This is a genomic window from Pseudofrankia saprophytica, assembly GCF_000235425.2.
Taxonomy (GTDB): Bacteria; Actinomycetota; Actinomycetes; order Frankiales; family Frankiaceae; genus Pseudofrankia; species Pseudofrankia saprophytica.
Window position 1 is genome coordinate 4,964,660 of record NZ_KI912266.1, and the last position, 14,901, is coordinate 4,979,560.

The following is a 14,901-nucleotide window of genomic DNA, read 5'->3' on the forward strand; positions in this document are numbered from 1 at the left end:
CGGAAGGAGGCCCCGCCTGTGACCACGAAGATGCGCGCCACGTTGCAGCTCGACGACATTCAGCGTGGGGTCCTTAGCCCCCGCCCGACCCCCTACGCGGCGACCTATCTCCTGTTCCGAGTGGATGACCGGGCACACGGGCGGGAGCTGATACGGCGCGTGAGCACGGCGGTGACCTCCGCCGCCGATCCGGTCAGCCCCCTGGGGAACACGTGGGTCAGCGTCGCGCTCACCTGCCCCGGACTGCGAGCACTCGGCGTTCCGGAGCCCGCCCTGGCCACGTTCGCCTGGGAGTTCCGTCAGGGCATGGCCGCCAGAGCCACAGCGCTCGGAGACGTCGGCGAGAGCGGCCCCGAGCACTGGGAGACGCCGCTGGGCACGTCCGCTGTCCACGTCGTGCTCCTCGCGGTCGCGCCGGACGCCGCCCAGTTGCAGACGGCCATCGACCGGGTCCGGCCCGCCTACGACCGCCTGTCAGGCGTGAGGGCGATCTGGCGGCAGGACTGCTACACCCTGCCCACCGAGACCGAGCATTTCGGCTATCGCGACGGTGTCAGCCAACCCGCGGTCGAGGGCAGTGGCATCGCCGGGTCCAACACGTTGCAGGTGCCGTTGAAGGCCGGCGAGTTCGTGCTCGGCTACCCCGACGAGCTTGGCGGCGTGCAGGCACCACAGCCAGCCGAGCTCGGACGCAACGGCAGCTACGTCGCCATCCGCAAACTCCACCAACGGGTCGGCGCGTTCCGGCGCTACCTGCGGGACAACGCCGTCAACCCCGAAGACGAGGAGCTACTGGCCGCCAAGATCATGGGCCGATGGCGCAGCGGCGCACCGCTCGCGCTCAGTCCCCATCACGACGATCCCGCCCTCGGGGCCGACCCAGAACGGCGCAACGCGTTCCTCTACGAACGCGATGATCCCGGCGGATTCATCACCCCTGGCGGCTGCCACATCCGCCGGGCCAACCCCCGGGACGCCTCGGTAGCAGGCGAGCCACGACTACACCGCATGATCAGACGGGGCGCTGTCTACGGCCCGCCGCTACCTTCAGGAGTCCTGGACGACGACGGGGCCGACCGCGGCCTGATGTTCACGTTCGTCGGCGCGCACCTCGGGCGGCAGTTCGAGTTCGTCCAGTCCGAATGGATGAACGACGGCGTCTTCTTCGGCGCCGGCGGCGCCACGGACCCCATCACCGGAAGCCACGAAGGCCCCGTCGGGTTCACCATCCCCCGACGGCCACTGCGCCGGCGACTGTCCGGGCTGCCACGGTTCGTCGTCACGCGCGGCGGCGAGTACTGCTTCCTGCCAGGCCTGAACGCACTGCGCTGGCTGGGCGACCTGAAGGACTGAGCACGACCCGACACTTCGCGCCTCACCGCCCCGGCACGCCGCGTCTCCCAGGCGGGAAACCTCATGGACACCCTGCGTCTGCTGTTCAACGCCATCACGGTGATCTTCATCGCGGCCACCATGTTCTCCGCCGGTCTCGGGGCCACCCTCCCGGCCCTGCGGGCCGTCGTGAGCGACGTACCGCTACTGCTGCTGGCGCTGCTGGCCAACATGGTGGTCGTCCCGCTGCTCGGCTGGGGCATCGGCGAGCTGCTCGGCCTAACCGCCGCGCCGTTCATCGCGCTCGTTCTGGTCGCCTCGTCTCCGGGCGGACCGTTCGGGGCGAAACTGGCCATGATCCAAGGAGGCGACGTCGCCGCGGGCGCTGCGACGCAGGTGTTGCTCGCCACTGCCGGTAGCCTCACCTTCGCGCCAACCGTCACCATCATCCTCACCACCGCCGACGTCGGCACCGACGTCTCCCTCGACGTCGGGACGCTGGTGCGGACCGTGGCTCTCCTGCAGCTCGTCCCATTCACCGTCGGCCTGCTCCTTCGCCGCTATGCCACCTCCACCGCCCGGTCGTGGCACCCGACCGGGACCGTGATCTCGAACGTGACCTTCCTGATCGTGCTGGTAGGCATGGTGGTGGGCAACTGGCATGACATCGTCGCGCTGCTCGGCTCGCGCACCCTGCTCGCCGGGTTCATCCTCGCGGCTGCCGCGTTCGCCGTAGGCACGCTGCTGGCCACGGGCATGCCCACACGGCGCACCTCCCTGGGAGGGGTCACCGCGGTGCGCAACGCGGGGCCCGCCCTGGCAGCGATCGGCCTCGCGTTCGACAACGAACCCTCCGTCCTGGGCGCGCTGGCCGCCGTCCTGCTCAGCGGCCTGGCGGCGGCTCTGCCGATCGCCGCCGTACTGCGCGGTCAACGACGCGCCATCCTGGCCACCGCCGACCCGCATGGCGGCGACGCGCACGGACCCCGGACGTAGCCGCACCTGGACAGCGAGGGCCATACGGTCCGGCGACTCCCGGGGCCACACCAGCCGCCCGGTCCCGCGTTCGCCGAGCCGCGGCAACGCGCGGGACCGGTCCGGGACGGCCGCGGACTCACCGCAGAATCTTCTCCTTCGCGCGCTCGAACTCCGCCGCGGTGATGTCACCGCTGGCCTTGAGCCCGGACAGCCTGGCCAGGTCGTCGACCTCCTTGTTGGTGCCACCAGCCACGTCACGGATGTAGGCGTTGACCATCCCGCGCTGTTCCTGCAACTGCCGCGCGTTCCGGTCGGCCATGCTCTGCCCTCTCACGACGAGATAGGCGAGGATGCCGAGGAATGGCAGGACCAGGACGAAGAGAAGCCATCCGGCCTTGGCCCATCCGCTCGTTTCCCTGTCCCGGAATATGTCGATAACGACGCGGACGACGAGAACCAGCCAGATAACCCACAGGAAGATCCAGCAAAGAGTCCAGAAGGCGCCTAGCACCGGATAGTCATAGGCAAGGTACTGGGTAGCGAACACCCGATCCTCCGTCCCGTAGTCAGTATCATCTCCACAATCGTGCCGCAGAACGAAACAGGCGACTCGATCAGTCGCGGACGGTGACACACTGACGATTCCCTCGACCGGGTACAAAACGGGATTCCGGATCCATCGGCCTAGCGGCGACATCGGCGCGAGACGACACCTTCCATGGAAATCGCCGGCTCTTAGCGTGTCGACTCCCGGGCAGACAGGTGAGGCGCTGCCGATCTTACGGTCGTTTGCGGCACAGATCGGTGCGCGCATGGTGCGCCCAGGTGGCACCTGGACCAGTACGCACCCGTCGCGCCCGGCGGTCGGAGTGCGCCAAGCCGCGATCGAGCGCACGCTCAAGGCGTAGGAGCGCATCAGCCGACCGGGGGTGGCGCAGGCGTCGTCCGTCGGGCATGGCTCCGTACGGCCCACAAATGGGGCCGTATCCGGCCGGGACTTCCGACGACGCGACGCGCGTGCCGACACCTGCGTCGGAGCGGTTCCGTTGCGTGGGCCGAGCGAAGGAGAAGCGACCGTGAACAGCTATCCGCCGATCGCCGACCACGGGATGATCGGAGATCTTCAAACCGCGGCGCTGGTCTCCTCTGAAGGATCGGTCGACTGGTGGTGCACACCGCGATTCGATTCTCCCAGCATCTTCGCTTCGCTTCTCGACAAGGATCGCGGTGGCTACTGCCAGCTCGCCGCTGACCTTCCGGGCGAAAGCGGGCTGACGATCCGTCAGCTATACCTGTCGGACACCGCTGTGCTGGTCACTCGATTCATGGCTCCCAGCGGCGTCGGAGAGGTCGCCGACTTCATGGAACCGCTGGACACCACCATGCCGACGGACCGGCATCGCCTGCTGCGAGTCGCGCGGGTGGTGCGAGGAAGTCTTCCCTTCGTGTTCACCTGCCGTCCCCGGTTCGACTACGGGCGTGCGCCGCACACCCTCACACAGATCGATCGCGGATCCGCGGTCTTCCGGGGCCCCAACGCCGATCTGCGCATTCAGGCCACCGCGCCCGTCACGTTCCAGGCTGACTCCAACGATATCTCCGCCCATTTCACCCTCGCGGCTGGTGACGTGGCCGCCATCGTCCTGACCAGCGATGCGCCGGACAGCCCTGCGCCGCTGCCGCTGTCACTGGACGACATCCGGGACGACCTGGAGTCCTGCCGTGGCTTCTGGATCAACTGGCTGCGCTCCTGCACCTACCGGGGCCGCTGGAAGAACGCGGTCAACCGTTCGGCGATCACCCTCAAGCTGCTCACCTACGCCCCCACGGGGGCACCGATCGCCGCGGCCACCGCCGGGCTGCCAGAGCAGATCGGCGGTGAACGCAACTGGGACTACCGATACACCTGGATCCGAGACGCGTCCCTCTCGGTCAGATCTCTGATCGACCTTGGGTTCACCCAGGAGGCTCATGCCTTCCGTCGATGGCTGCGTGACCGGCTCACCGACGGGGCCACCGCCTCCGGTGAACCGCTGCAGATCATGTACCGGATCGATGGCGACCCCCGGTTGACCGAGGAGACCCTTGATCACTTCGAGGGCTACCGGGGATCCGCACCGGTTCGGATCGGCAACGCCGCCGCCGACCAGATCCAACTCGACATCTACGGAGAAGCCGCCGACGCGCTCGCGCTTGCCGGCGATATCGGAGGCATTCGCGGCTGGCAGGCCTTCGCCACCATGCTCGACCGGCTCACCGAGACCTGGGACCGGCCCGACGAGGGAATCTGGGAGACCCGCGGCGGTCAGCAGGACTTCACCTACAGCCGCCTCATGACCTGGGTCGCCTTCGACCGTGGCATTCGCCTGGCGACCCAGTACTCGCGCCCCGCGGACATCCCCCGCTGGACACAGGTCCGCGACGCGATCTTCAACCAGATCGTAGAACGTGGCTGGAGCCCGAAGCGAGAAGCATTCGTCCAGCACTACAACACCGACGTTCTGGACGCATCGCTCCTGCTCATGCCCCGCGTCGGATTCCTATCCCCACGGGACCCCGCATGGCTGAGCACCCTCGACGCGATGGGGCAGGAACTGGTCAGCGACAGCCTCGTCTACCGCTACGACCCCGAGGCCTCCCCCGACGGGCTACGCGGCTCCGAGGGTACCTTCAACCTCTGCAGCTTCCTGTACGTTGAGGCACTCGCTCGCTCCGGCCGGCTGGTCCAGGCCCGATACGCCTTCGACAAGATGCTGACCTACGCCAACCACGTGGGCCTGTTCGCCGAGGAGATCGGTCCCTCTGGCGAGCAACTCGGCAACTTCCCACAGGCGTTCACGCATCTCGCGCTCGTCGCCGCGGCCATGGCCCTGGATGACGAGCTCGACGCTGAGGAGAACGCCGCGGCGTAGCCGGAAACCGCCAATCCGCCGTACCACCGGCCGGCGTGCTCGGACTCGACCGGCGTCCCGGAGACGATGACAGATCTCAGACGCCGATCGGGCCTGGCCGCCGCCGGCCAAGCCGTCGGTCTGCTGGCAGGCCGCCATGGCTGGTCACCATTCCCAGCAATGGATCCGCCGGCGTCCCGTGCGGGCAGCGGCCGGCAGCTCACGAGGTCGACTGGCCGGACGCGCAAGGAGGACCACCCTGAATCCGTCTCCGGGCAGCCCGTCAAAGATCGACGCCCGCGCGGTCGTCCTCCCGCTGGCGCTCGCGCAGTTCATCTGCAGCTATGCGGCATCGAGCCTCAACGTGGCCATCACCGCCATCGCGAAGGACCTCGACACCACCGTGATCGGCGTGCAGACAACGATCACCCTGTTCACACTCACCATGGCCGCGCTGATGATCCCCGGCAGCAAACTGTCGGATATCTGGGGGCGACGGACCTGCTTCATCACCGGCCTGGCCGTCTACGGCATCGGCGCACTGCTGGCATCACTCTCACCAGGCCTCGGACTAATGATCGTTGGAAACTCCATCCTGGAGGGCGTCGGCTCCGCGCTCATGATCCCGCCGGTGTACATCCTCGTCACCGTGATCTTCACCGAGGTCAGAACACGAGCGAAATACTTCGGCATCGTCAGCGGCGCGGGTGCCCTGGGTGCCGCCGCCGGACCCCTGATCGGTGGGCTGATCACGAGCCTGCTCGGATGGCGCGCGCTGTTCCTGACCCAGGCCCTGGCAGTTGCATTGATCATCTTCTTGGCGCGCAACCTCCCCGACCAGCCGCGCCAGGTACCTCGGCCTCCGTTCGACCTGGGCGGCGCGGTGCTGTCCGCGGCCGGCCTGTCCTTCCTGGTCCTGGGAATCCTGCAGACGAACACCTATGGCTGGTTCGTCTCCCGCAAGGACTTCTCGGTCGCGGGCACGGTCCTGATTTCCCAAGGCGGGATGTCGCCGGTCTGGCTGTCCATCGGCGTCGGCGCGGCCGTCCTCGTCTGCTTCTTCCGCTACCTGCGCGCCCGAGAGCGAAAAGGCAAGGAGCCACTGCTGCACCGTAGACTCCTCCATGACCGCACGGCCAACCTCGGCCTGGGCGTTCAACTCATCCAGTGGCTCACCATGCAGGGCACCTTCTTCGTCGTCAGCGTCTTCCTTCAACAGGCCTGGAAATACGACGCGATCCGAACAGGCCTGATGCTGACCCCCGCCAGCGTGGGAATCCTGGCCTCCTCCGCGGCGGCCGAGAGGCTCGCCAGACGGCACTCGCAACGCACCCTGATCAGGCAGGGCTTCATCGTCACCACGGCCGGCATGGCCCTGTTCCTAGCCCTGGTCCGGACGACCTCAGGGACCTTCAGCCTCGTCCCAGGGCTCCTCCTGACCGGCTTGGGCGTCGGCGTCATGCTCACCGCCGCGGTCAACCTCGTTCAGTCGAGCTTCCCGGACAGCGACCAGAGCGATATCTCCGGACTGTCCCGAAGCGTCTCCAATCTCGGGTCATCATTGGGAACGGCCCTGGCCGGCTCGATCCTGGTCGCCGCCACCCACCCGGGCGGCCGACCATTCGCTCTATCGCTTACTACGCTGCTGGTTGTCACCGTGATCGGCCTCGTCCTCGCGCTCTTCATCCCAAGCCGCGCAGATAGCTAGCGGCCGCACCATCGAAGGTGTCACAGGCCGCCTTTGAGGGCGCTGAGAAGTGCCGGTGCGGAGTGGGCCGCGGCGGTCACGTTCGCCGTGACGAGGACGCACAGGGCCAGGGTCAGCACCGCGGTCAGGACGCCGAAGGCGCGCGTCACCCGCCTTGCCCTCCGGTCGGCCGGGGCCCTTCTCCACAGCAGCACGCTGACGGTGAGGAGGGCGGCCGCCACGACCGTGGCGACCACGGCCATCGCCACGTGGTAACTAGCGAAGCCGGCCGTCATCACGTCGAGGGCCGGCGCGGTCCGCGCGCCCGCGCGCGAGTCGGCCAACTGTCGCGTGGCCTGGTCGAGCGCGCCGGCGAGCGCCGGGTCGGTCCCGCCCTCCTGCAGCATGGGCACCAGCGAGGAGAACGGCGCCGCCGCGCCCTGGATGTTCGCCATCACCGCCGCGAGCGCGAGCAGCGTGAGCGCCGCCGTGAGAACACCGGCCGACGCGAGACCGGCCCGTCTCACCCTGTCGCTGGCCTTCAGGAAATCCTTCCAGAGCGCGATGGTCAGCACGATGAGGACCACCAGTAGGAGCGCGGAGATCAAGCCCTTGATCAGGTGGAACCGGTACCAGTAGTCGACGACCCGCGCGAGGTGCGGGGAAAGCCGCCGGTTGCCGGAACGCCAGTACTCGACGAACCCGCTGTGCACGGCCGCGATGAGCTGGCGGTGGTTGACGAGATCGCCGTCCCCGGCGCCGGCCGCCAGTCGACTCGGGGCGAGGGCGAAGGCGCCGATGAGAGCGGCGGCGCAGAGGGCGAGTGCCAGCAGCCTGCGGCCTGGGGTGCCCGCCGGGCCGGCGGAACTGCGCGGGGAATGGTGCCGGCTCGATGCTGAGCGGTGGCGGCGGGACAGCCCGCGGCTCGGCTGACTACCGGCGTCCAGGCTCCGGGCGACGCCGCGCGCGGACCGTTCCGGATTCGTGCGTGGACCGGTGGCGGGTGATGATGTGAGCATGGCTTACACGGTGTCGCGGGCGCGTCGCCCGGTCACCGGAGTAGGCCGGACGAAGAAGGTGTGGCAGGCCCTACCCGGCCAACCGGACCATCGCGCGGGAAAGGCCGCGCCGCCGGTCGCCGTCAGGCGCGGAGATAGGCGAGGACGGCGAGCACGCGACGGTGCTGGGCGTCGTCGGGTGGCAGGCCGAGCTTGGCGAAGATGTTGCCGATGTGCTTCTCGACGGCGCTGGCGGACAGCACCAGCCGCTGGGCGATGGCCGTGTTCGAATGGCCCTCGGCCATCAGCGCGAGCAGCTCTCGCTCCCGCGGGGTCAGCGACGCCAGCGCCCTGCCGCCGCGCCGCCCGTCCAGCAGGCGCACGACGACCTGCGGGTCGAGCACCGTCGCGCCGCCGGCGACCCGCTCCAGCGCGTCCAGGAACTCCCCGACCCGGCCGACCCGGTCCTTCAGCAGGTAGCCGACCCCGCCCGAGCCGTCCGCGAGCAGGTCAGCCGCGTAGGAGGTCTCGACGTACTGGCTGAGCACCAGCACCGGCGAGCCGGGCAGGCGCGAGCGGACGTCGATCGCCGCCCGCAAGCCCTCATCCGTGTGCGACGGCGGCATCCGGACGTCGACGACCGAGACGTCCGGGCGGTGTCGCAGCACCGCCTCGATCAGGGCCGGGGCGTCACCGACCGCGGCCACCACCTGGTGGCCCTCCTCGGCGAGCAGCCGGATGAGGCCCTCCCGCAACAGCACGGCGTCGTCGGCCACGACGATCCGCAGCCCGCCCTCGGGCACGGGTCGTTCGGGCGTCTCGTCGGCGGCCGTCAGCGGCACGGTAGTTCCGCGGTGATCGTCGTCGGGCCGCCGCACGGGCTGGTGAGGCGGAGCTGGCCGCCGACCGCCTGCACCCGGTCCCGCAGGCCGCGAAGCCCGTGGCCCTTGTCGAACGCGGCGCCGCCAGCCCCGTCGTCGGTCACCCAGATCCGCAGCAGCTCCGCTTCATGACGGAGCCCGATCACGCACCGGCCGGCCTGACTGTGCTTGGCCACGTTGGTCAGTGCCTCGGAGACGACGAAGTACGCGGCCGTCTCGACGGCTGCCTCCGGCCGTCGGCTCAAGGTTCCCGCGTCGAGCTGGGCGGGAACCGTCGAGCGCATGGCCAGCTCGGCGAGCGCCGTCCGCAGGCCGCGATCGACGAGGATCGGCGGGGCGATGCCCCTCGACAGGGCCCGCAGCTCCTCCAACGCCTCCTCGGCCTGGATCATGGCGTCGGCGAGTGCTTCCCGCACGGTCTCGGGCCTGCGGTCGAGATGGCGCTGCGCACGGCCCAGCTCCATCGCCAGCCGGACCAGGCGTTGCTGCGGGCCGTCGTGGATGTCGCGCTCGAGCCGGCGCAGCGCCACCGCCTCGGCGGTCAGCGCGGCGACGGTCTGCGCCCGGGCGGTGTCGCGCTCCTGCTCCAGCCCGCGGATCCTGCGGTGCCACCGGGAGGCGTCCGAGAGCAGCGCCTGCCCGAGACCGGCCTGCACGGCCACGCACGCCCTGGTCAGCAGCGGCAAGGCCAGTATCAGCAGCAGCCCGACCACGGTCCCAAAGATCATCCGCGTGGTCGGCGAGGTCAGGCCCAGGCTCACGTCGACGTGGTACGGACCGCTGCCCGTACTCAGCGTCATCGGCGGCGGCTTCCCAGCGGCCGTGCCCCAGTTGCGCACCGCGGTCGTCGCGGCGCCGACGCCGACGAGCCACCACAGCGCCGTGATCACGGCGGTGATCAGGGCGACGGGCGGCAGGACCATCGCGTGCACCAGGCCGAGCCACAACCCCAGGTCCGACGCGGCGGCGGCGCCGCTCGGCCTCGGCTGGCGCCCGAGCCGCTCCGGGCCGGGTGCCGCCGCGCGGACCCGGTCGATCCGCCACCGCTCCAGATCGGCGGACCAGTACACCGGCGCCGCGACACCGGCCGCGACCGGTGCCCTTCCGATAACCCGACCCAGCATTCCCACGCACAGACCGCCGAGCACGATCAGCGGGCCCGCGACCGAGCTGACCGGACCCGTCAGCAGGTACAGCGACTCCTTCAGCGTGCGACGCGCTACCCGGGCAACGGGACCGGCACCCGGGAAGGACCGGCCCCAAGCCGCGGTGGAGAACGAGCCGGCCATGGTTTCAGCCTAACGGCGTCCCTTCGTCATGGGGTGTGCTCGCGGCTCGTGACCTTGTGGCCGGGTCTGGGCGGGGCAGAGGGCAGACCGGGGCTGTGTCAGGAGTGGGTTGCGGTGGCTGGGTGGTCCGCGCTGCCGTCGCCGTCGGTGTGATCGGCCAGCGTGAGCCAGGTGAACGGCTGTGTCCGGCCGTTCGGTGTGTGGTGTTGTTCGCGGCTGGTTCGCACGACGTGCAGGTCGGGAAACTGGGCGGCGAGTTCGTCGGTGCTGTAGCGGGCGGTGGGTAGCCCGGAGCAGGCTGTCGGGCCGTCGGCCGCGAACGTTCCGATGATGGCGTGGCCGCCGGGTGCGAGCGCCTGGCGCAGGACGGCGCGGTAGCGGTCGCGGTCGGCGGGGTCGGTGAGGAAGTGGAACACGGCGCGGTCGTGCCAGAGTTGGTAGCGCCGTTGTGGCCGCCATTCCAGCAGGTCGACGGTGAGCCAGTGCACGTCGGCGGCCCGCGGCCCGAGACGGGACCGGGTCACAGCGAGCGCGTCGGCGGCGACGTCGAGCACGGTCACGTCCGTATGGCCGGCATCCAGCAGCCGGTCGACGAGCACGGACGCCCCGGCACCGACATCGATGACCGCATCACGCGGGCCGACGCCCGTGGCCTCGACCAGGGCCAGGGAGCTGGCGGGTTCGTGCTGGTACCAGCTGACCTCGGTCACCACTGCCCGACCGTAGACGTCGTCCCAGTGCGTGCGCTGTGTCATCCGCCCAGCATCGCGGCGAGTGCCGCCATGGCGCCGGGTACGGGGCGGTAGTAGGCCCAGACGCCGCGCTTGTCGCGGGTGATCAGGCCGGCGTCGACGAGGACTTTCAGGTGGTGGCTGACGGTGGGCTGGGTGAGCCCGAGGGGTTCGGTGAGTTCGCAGACGCAGGCCTCGCCGCCGTCACGCGCGTAGATCATCGACAGCAGGCGCAGCCGGGCGGGTACGGCGATCGCCTTGAGCACGGTGGCGAGCTGCTCGGCGTCCGCGGCCGAGAGCGGTTCGCGGGCAAGGGGCGCGCAGCAGCCCGAGAGCGCCCCGGCGAAGGGGAAGGGCGCCGTCTCGGTCCGTGGGGCGAGGACCGGGCTCGCGGCCGGTGGGGATGTCGTCGCCATGGCTCCAGCATGCCTCAGGGATTGACAGCCGTCTATCTCGTCGGTCATCCTCTGCTCGTCAAGACATAGACCGTTGTCGATGCGATCGTGGAGGTGCGTGATGGCGAGGGTGCAACTGGCGTTGAACGTCTCGGACGTCGAGGCGGCGGTGGAGTTCTACGGGAAGCTGTTCGGCACCCGGCCGGCGAAGCGCCGGCCGGGATACGCGAACTTCGCGATCGACACGCCGCCGCTGAAGCTGGTCCTGATCGAGAACCCGGACGTGCGCGGTACCGGGGTCGCCGGGGCGCTCAACCACCTGGGTGTCGAGGTCGAGAGCACCGACGAGGTGTCCGCGGCCGCCGCCCGGCTGGCCGGGGTGGGGCTGACGACCGCGGTGGAGGAGAACACGGCCTGTTGCTACGCGCTGCAGGACAAGGTGTGGGTCGACGACCCGGACGGCGCGCCGTGGGAGGTCTACACCGTGCTGGCCGACGTGGCCGAGATGGCACGTCCAGCCGCGACGCCGTCGGTGGCCGAGCGCGCCGACGGGCCGGGCTCCGCCTGCGACTGCGGCCCTGTCTGCGCTCCCCCCGCGACGGCCGAGAAGCCAGCCGCGACCCCGACGGCGGTCGAGGCGGAAGCATCGCCGTCGGTAGCGGCCGGCACGCGCACGCTGCTGGCGGTCGAGCCGGCTCCGTCCGGCTCGTGCTGCTGAACCGCGGGTGACGAACGCACCGGCTGGCCAGCCGCCGTTGGCGAGACGGCTGGCCGCCGAGGCCCTGGGCAGCCTGCTGCTGGCAGCCCTGGTCGTCGGCTCCGGGATCGCCGCGCAGCAGCTCAGCCCCGGACAGGTCGGCCTGCAACTGGTCGAGAACGCCGCGGCGACCGCCGCCGGCCTGTACGCGGTCATCCTGATGGTCGGACCGGTGTCCGGAGCCCACTTCAACCCCGTCGTCACCGCGGTCGACGCCGCGTTCGGCGGGTTGTCGTGGCGGGACGCCGCCGCCTATCTGCCCGCTCAGGTCATCGGCTGTGTCACGGGCGCGATCCTGGCGAACCTGATGTTCGACCGCCAGGCGGTGTCGATCTCCACACACCACCGGGCCTCCGGCGCGCATCTGCTCGCCGAGGTCGTCGCCACCGCCGGACTGATCCTGCTGATCTTCTCGCTGGCGCGGTCCGGCCGCGGGGAACGGGCGCCGGCCGCGGTGGGTGCCTACATCGGCGCGGCGTACTGGTTCACCAGCTCCACCAGCTTCGCCAACCCGGCGATCAGCGTCGGGCGGATGTTCTCCGACACCTTCGCCGGCATCGCCCCCGTCTCCGTCCCACCGTTCATCGCCGCTCAACTGGTCGGTGGCGCTGTCGGCTACGGCCTGGTCCGCCTGCTCTACCGGTCCGCGCCTGACGGGCCGGGGCAGGCGGACGCCCGGCTGTCCGGCGCTCGGCGGCCGGGCCGGTGGCCTTTCCTCGCCCCATGAAGGGACCTGTCCATGTCCGACAAGCCGTCAGTGCTGTTCGTCTGCGTCCACAACGCCGGCCGCTCCCAGATGGCCGCCGGCTTCCTCACCCACCTCGCCGGTGACCAGGTAGAGGTCCGCTCCGCGGGCTCCATGCCTGCCGAGAAGGTCAACCCGGTCGCCGTCGCGGCGATGGCCGAGGTCGGTATCGACATCGCCGCCGAGACCCCGAAGATCCTCACCGTCGACGCGGTCGAATCCTCGACCGTGGTCGTCACCATGGGCTGCGGCGACACCTGCCCGGTCTTCCCCGGCATCCGCTACGAGGACTGGAAACTCGACGACCCCGCAGGCCAGGGCATCGACGCCGTCCGCCCCATCCGCGACGCCATCCGTACCCGCGTCGAGAAACTGCTGGGCGAGCTCCAGGCCGCCGCCTGACGCCAACCCCACAGCCCCGCCCACGCCGAGCGGCCGGACCGACGATGTCAATGTGAGAGGTGGGTATGGCGGGTTTGCCGGTGGCGGTGATCGGCGCAGGGCCGCAGGGTCTGGCGGCTGGGGCGCATCTGCTGGAGCGTGGTCTGGAGCCGTTGGTGTTCGAGGCCGGCGACGGTCCCGGGGCAGCGGTCGCCGCGTGGGGGCATGTGCGGTTGTTCTCCGCCTGGCCCGAGCTCGTCGACCCAGCCGGCGCCCGGTTGCTGACGTCCACGGGGTGGAACGCGCCGGTTGCGGGATATCCGACCGGCTGCTGCGCGCCACCCGTCGAGGTGCCCGCGATCGGCCGCGCACCCGCGTCGGCGTAGGCGGGACGCCGGTGCTCGGCACCGCCGCCGCAGGCCGGACGGCGGCCGGTCCCCGGCGGGCGCTGGTCGCACTGTGCGTCACCGAGATCGTCAGCTACGGGGTGCTGTACTACGCGTTCCCCGTCCTCGCCCAGGGCATCGCCGAGGACACAGGCTGGTCACGCACGGCGGTGACGGCGGCGTTCTCGGCCGGGAACCTCCTCGGTGCCGTAGCCGGCGTGCCCGTCGGACGGCTGCTCGGGCGGCGGGGGCCGCGGCCGGTGATGACAGCCGGCTCGCTCCTCGCCGTCGCCGCGCTCGCGGGCGTCGCCGAGGCCCCGTCGTACGGTTGGTTCCTCGCCGCCTGGCTGGTGGTCGGAGTCGCGATGGCCGGAGTCTTCTACCCACCGGCGTTCGCCGCGCTCACCGGCTGGTACGGACCCAGACGCCTGCCCGCGCTGACCACCTTGACGCTGGCGGCGGGCTTCTCGAGCACGATCTTCGCGCCCCTCACCGCCGCGCTCACCACCCACCTGAACTGGCGAGAGGTCTACCTCGTCCTCGCCGCGATCCTCGCCACCATCACGATTCCCGCCCATGCCTGGGCACTGAGCCCACCCTGGCGGCCCGACCAGCACCCGGCCCCCAGCCACACCGGACCGGACCCGGCGCCGCAGCGCAGGGACGATCGCCAGGTGCTGACCAGCCGGCTGTTCCTGCTGCTCGTCGCGGCGATGACGTTGAGCGCGTTCGCGCTCTACGCCGTCGTGGTCAACCTCGTCCCGCTCCTGACCGGCCGAGGCCTGTCGACGACCTTCGCCGCCTGGGCGATCGGGCTCGGCGGAGCCGGCCAGGTCGCCGGCCGGCTCTGCTACCGCCCCCTCGCCACACGACTGACCGTCCGCGGCCGGACCGCCGCCGTCATCGGCGCCGGCGGCCTCGCCATCCTCGTCCTCGGCATCCTCCCCGGCCCGGCCTTCGCGCTGGTCGCAGTCGCCGTACTCGTCGGAGCGATACGCGGAATGTTCACCCTCGTCGAGGCCACGATCGTCGCCGACCTGTGGGGAACCCAACGCTTCGCACGGCTCAACGGCGTTTTCAACGCCCCGGTCACCGCCGCGACCGCCCTCGCCCCCAGCATCGGCGCCGCCCTCGCCGCGGCCATGGGCAGCTATCCACTGCTGTTCGTCACCCTCGCCGCCGCCGGAGGGCTCGGCGCCGCACTCGCGACCGCCGCCACCACCGCAACCACCGCAACCCCGCGACCCACCGCCGCCGTCCCCGCCGGCAACCGCCCGGACGGCGCCGCGGGCGACGGCCACCACCACCGCCCGACGACACCGGTCCGCGTCCGGGGCGAATAACGCAATCTCACCCTCGCCGTCATATCAATCAGGCGGTGACGGCTTTGTGCGGAGAAATTGCCGCTCTACGTTCTGGTTGGACGAGCCCTTCGTGCCCCCGCTAGGCT

The 14,901-nt window shown here is 70.5% G+C and carries 15 protein-coding genes; 9 read left to right on the forward strand and 6 right to left on the reverse strand.

Annotated elements, in window-relative coordinates; genetic code table 11:
- Positions 1-18 precede the first annotated feature (18 nt).
- Both FRCN3DRAFT_RS0220895 and FRCN3DRAFT_RS0220900 read left to right on the forward strand, forming a co-directional pair.
- Positions 19-1,353, forward strand: a complete 1,335-nt coding sequence (locus FRCN3DRAFT_RS0220895) for a Dyp-type peroxidase (protein WP_007510285.1) — start codon at positions 19-21, stop codon at positions 1,351-1,353.
- Positions 1,354-1,416: 63 nt separating this feature from the next.
- Entirely contained in the window at positions 1,417-2,328 is a 912-nt protein-coding gene (locus FRCN3DRAFT_RS0220900) for a bile acid:sodium symporter family protein (RefSeq protein WP_007510284.1), read from the forward strand.
- 118 nt (positions 2,329-2,446) lie between these two features.
- On the opposite strand, the gene FRCN3DRAFT_RS0220905 is transcribed toward FRCN3DRAFT_RS0220900, so the two are convergent.
- Positions 2,447-2,857 carry an SHOCT domain-containing protein gene (locus FRCN3DRAFT_RS0220905; protein ID WP_007510282.1) on the reverse strand — a complete coding sequence of 137 codons (411 nt, stop codon included), beginning with the start codon at positions 2,855-2,857 and terminating at the stop codon, positions 2,447-2,449.
- A gap of 529 nt (positions 2,858-3,386) precedes the next feature.
- Between FRCN3DRAFT_RS0220905 and FRCN3DRAFT_RS0220910 the strand changes: the two genes are divergently transcribed.
- Together FRCN3DRAFT_RS0220910 and FRCN3DRAFT_RS0220915 are read left to right on the forward strand one after the other, a co-directional pair.
- Positions 3,387-5,222 (forward strand): glycoside hydrolase family 15 protein, encoded by a 1,836-nt coding sequence (locus tag FRCN3DRAFT_RS0220910; RefSeq protein WP_007510279.1) that lies wholly within the window; start codon positions 3,387-3,389, stop codon positions 5,220-5,222.
- A 178-nt stretch (positions 5,223-5,400) separates the two neighbouring features.
- Positions 5,401-6,909: an MFS transporter gene (locus FRCN3DRAFT_RS0220915; RefSeq protein WP_232794098.1), complete on the forward strand. Its 1,509-nt coding sequence runs from the start codon at positions 5,401-5,403 to the stop codon at positions 6,907-6,909.
- 20 nt (positions 6,910-6,929) lie between these two features.
- On the opposite strand, the gene FRCN3DRAFT_RS0220920 is transcribed toward FRCN3DRAFT_RS0220915, so the two are convergent.
- From FRCN3DRAFT_RS0220920 to FRCN3DRAFT_RS0220940, 5 genes are all read right to left on the reverse strand, one after another.
- Entirely contained in the window at positions 6,930-7,907 is a 978-nt protein-coding gene (locus FRCN3DRAFT_RS0220920; RefSeq protein WP_007510276.1) for a hypothetical protein, read from the reverse strand.
- A 122-nt stretch (positions 7,908-8,029) separates the two neighbouring features.
- The gene (locus tag FRCN3DRAFT_RS0220925; RefSeq protein ID WP_007510274.1) at positions 8,030-8,728 is read right to left on the reverse strand and encodes a response regulator transcription factor; all 699 of its coding nucleotides are present in this window, start codon (positions 8,726-8,728) and stop codon (positions 8,030-8,032) included.
- Complete coding sequence (locus tag FRCN3DRAFT_RS0220930; RefSeq protein WP_007510272.1) at positions 8,719-10,056, reverse strand: sensor histidine kinase; 1,338 nt, start codon at positions 10,054-10,056, stop codon at positions 8,719-8,721. The genes FRCN3DRAFT_RS0220925 and FRCN3DRAFT_RS0220930 overlap by 10 nt, the downstream gene beginning before the upstream one ends.
- 98 nt (positions 10,057-10,154) lie before the next feature.
- A complete protein-coding gene (locus tag FRCN3DRAFT_RS0220935; RefSeq protein WP_007510270.1) occupies positions 10,155-10,811 on the reverse strand; it encodes a class I SAM-dependent methyltransferase in 657 nt (218 codons plus the stop codon).
- Positions 10,808-11,203 (reverse strand): ArsR/SmtB family transcription factor, encoded by a 396-nt coding sequence (locus FRCN3DRAFT_RS0220940; RefSeq protein ID WP_007510268.1) that lies wholly within the window; start codon positions 11,201-11,203, stop codon positions 10,808-10,810. Before FRCN3DRAFT_RS0220940 ends, FRCN3DRAFT_RS0220935 begins: the two co-directional genes overlap by 4 nt.
- 100 nt (positions 11,204-11,303) lie before the next feature.
- Between FRCN3DRAFT_RS0220940 and FRCN3DRAFT_RS0220945 the strand changes: the two genes are divergently transcribed.
- From FRCN3DRAFT_RS0220945 to FRCN3DRAFT_RS45475, 5 genes are all read left to right on the forward strand, one after another.
- Positions 11,304-11,900 carry an ArsI/CadI family heavy metal resistance metalloenzyme gene (locus FRCN3DRAFT_RS0220945; protein WP_007510266.1) on the forward strand — a complete coding sequence of 199 codons (597 nt, stop codon included), beginning with the start codon at positions 11,304-11,306 and terminating at the stop codon, positions 11,898-11,900.
- 7 nt (positions 11,901-11,907) lie between these two features.
- Positions 11,908-12,666, forward strand: coding sequence for an aquaporin (locus FRCN3DRAFT_RS0220950; protein WP_007510265.1), 759 nt, complete (start codon positions 11,908-11,910; stop codon positions 12,664-12,666).
- 12 nt (positions 12,667-12,678) lie between these two features.
- Positions 12,679-13,086 (forward strand): arsenate reductase ArsC, encoded by a 408-nt coding sequence (locus tag FRCN3DRAFT_RS0220955; RefSeq protein ID WP_007510262.1) that lies wholly within the window; start codon positions 12,679-12,681, stop codon positions 13,084-13,086.
- Between the two features lie 65 nt (positions 13,087-13,151).
- Complete coding sequence (locus tag FRCN3DRAFT_RS0220960) at positions 13,152-13,451, forward strand: NAD(P)-binding protein (RefSeq protein WP_007510260.1); 300 nt, start codon at positions 13,152-13,154, stop codon at positions 13,449-13,451.
- A gap of 11 nt (positions 13,452-13,462) precedes the next feature.
- Positions 13,463-14,794: an MFS transporter gene (locus FRCN3DRAFT_RS45475; protein WP_007510258.1), complete on the forward strand. Its 1,332-nt coding sequence runs from the start codon at positions 13,463-13,465 to the stop codon at positions 14,792-14,794.
- Positions 14,795-14,901 lie beyond the last annotated feature (107 nt).

Excerpts from the sequence above, each read along its gene's own strand:
- FRCN3DRAFT_RS0220955 (WP_007510262.1), top strand. The coding sequence starts at position 12,679 with ATGTCCGACAAGCCGTCAGTGCTGTTCGTCTGCGTCCACAACGCCGGC.
- FRCN3DRAFT_RS0220940 (WP_007510268.1), bottom strand. The coding sequence starts at position 11,203 with ATGGCGACGACATCCCCACCGGCCGCGAGCCCGGTCCTCGCCCCACGG.
- FRCN3DRAFT_RS0220920 (WP_007510276.1), bottom strand. The coding sequence starts at position 7,907 with ATGCTCACATCATCACCCGCCACCGGTCCACGCACGAATCCGGAACGG.
- FRCN3DRAFT_RS0220945 (WP_007510266.1), top strand. The coding sequence starts at position 11,304 with ATGGCGAGGGTGCAACTGGCGTTGAACGTCTCGGACGTCGAGGCGGCG.
- FRCN3DRAFT_RS0220930 (WP_007510272.1), bottom strand. The coding sequence starts at position 10,056 with ATGGCCGGCTCGTTCTCCACCGCGGCTTGGGGCCGGTCCTTCCCGGGT.
- FRCN3DRAFT_RS0220935 (WP_007510270.1), bottom strand. The coding sequence starts at position 10,811 with ATGACACAGCGCACGCACTGGGACGACGTCTACGGTCGGGCAGTGGTG.
- FRCN3DRAFT_RS0220960 (WP_007510260.1), top strand. The coding sequence starts at position 13,152 with ATGGCGGGTTTGCCGGTGGCGGTGATCGGCGCAGGGCCGCAGGGTCTG.
- FRCN3DRAFT_RS0220900 (WP_007510284.1), top strand. The coding sequence starts at position 1,417 with ATGGACACCCTGCGTCTGCTGTTCAACGCCATCACGGTGATCTTCATC.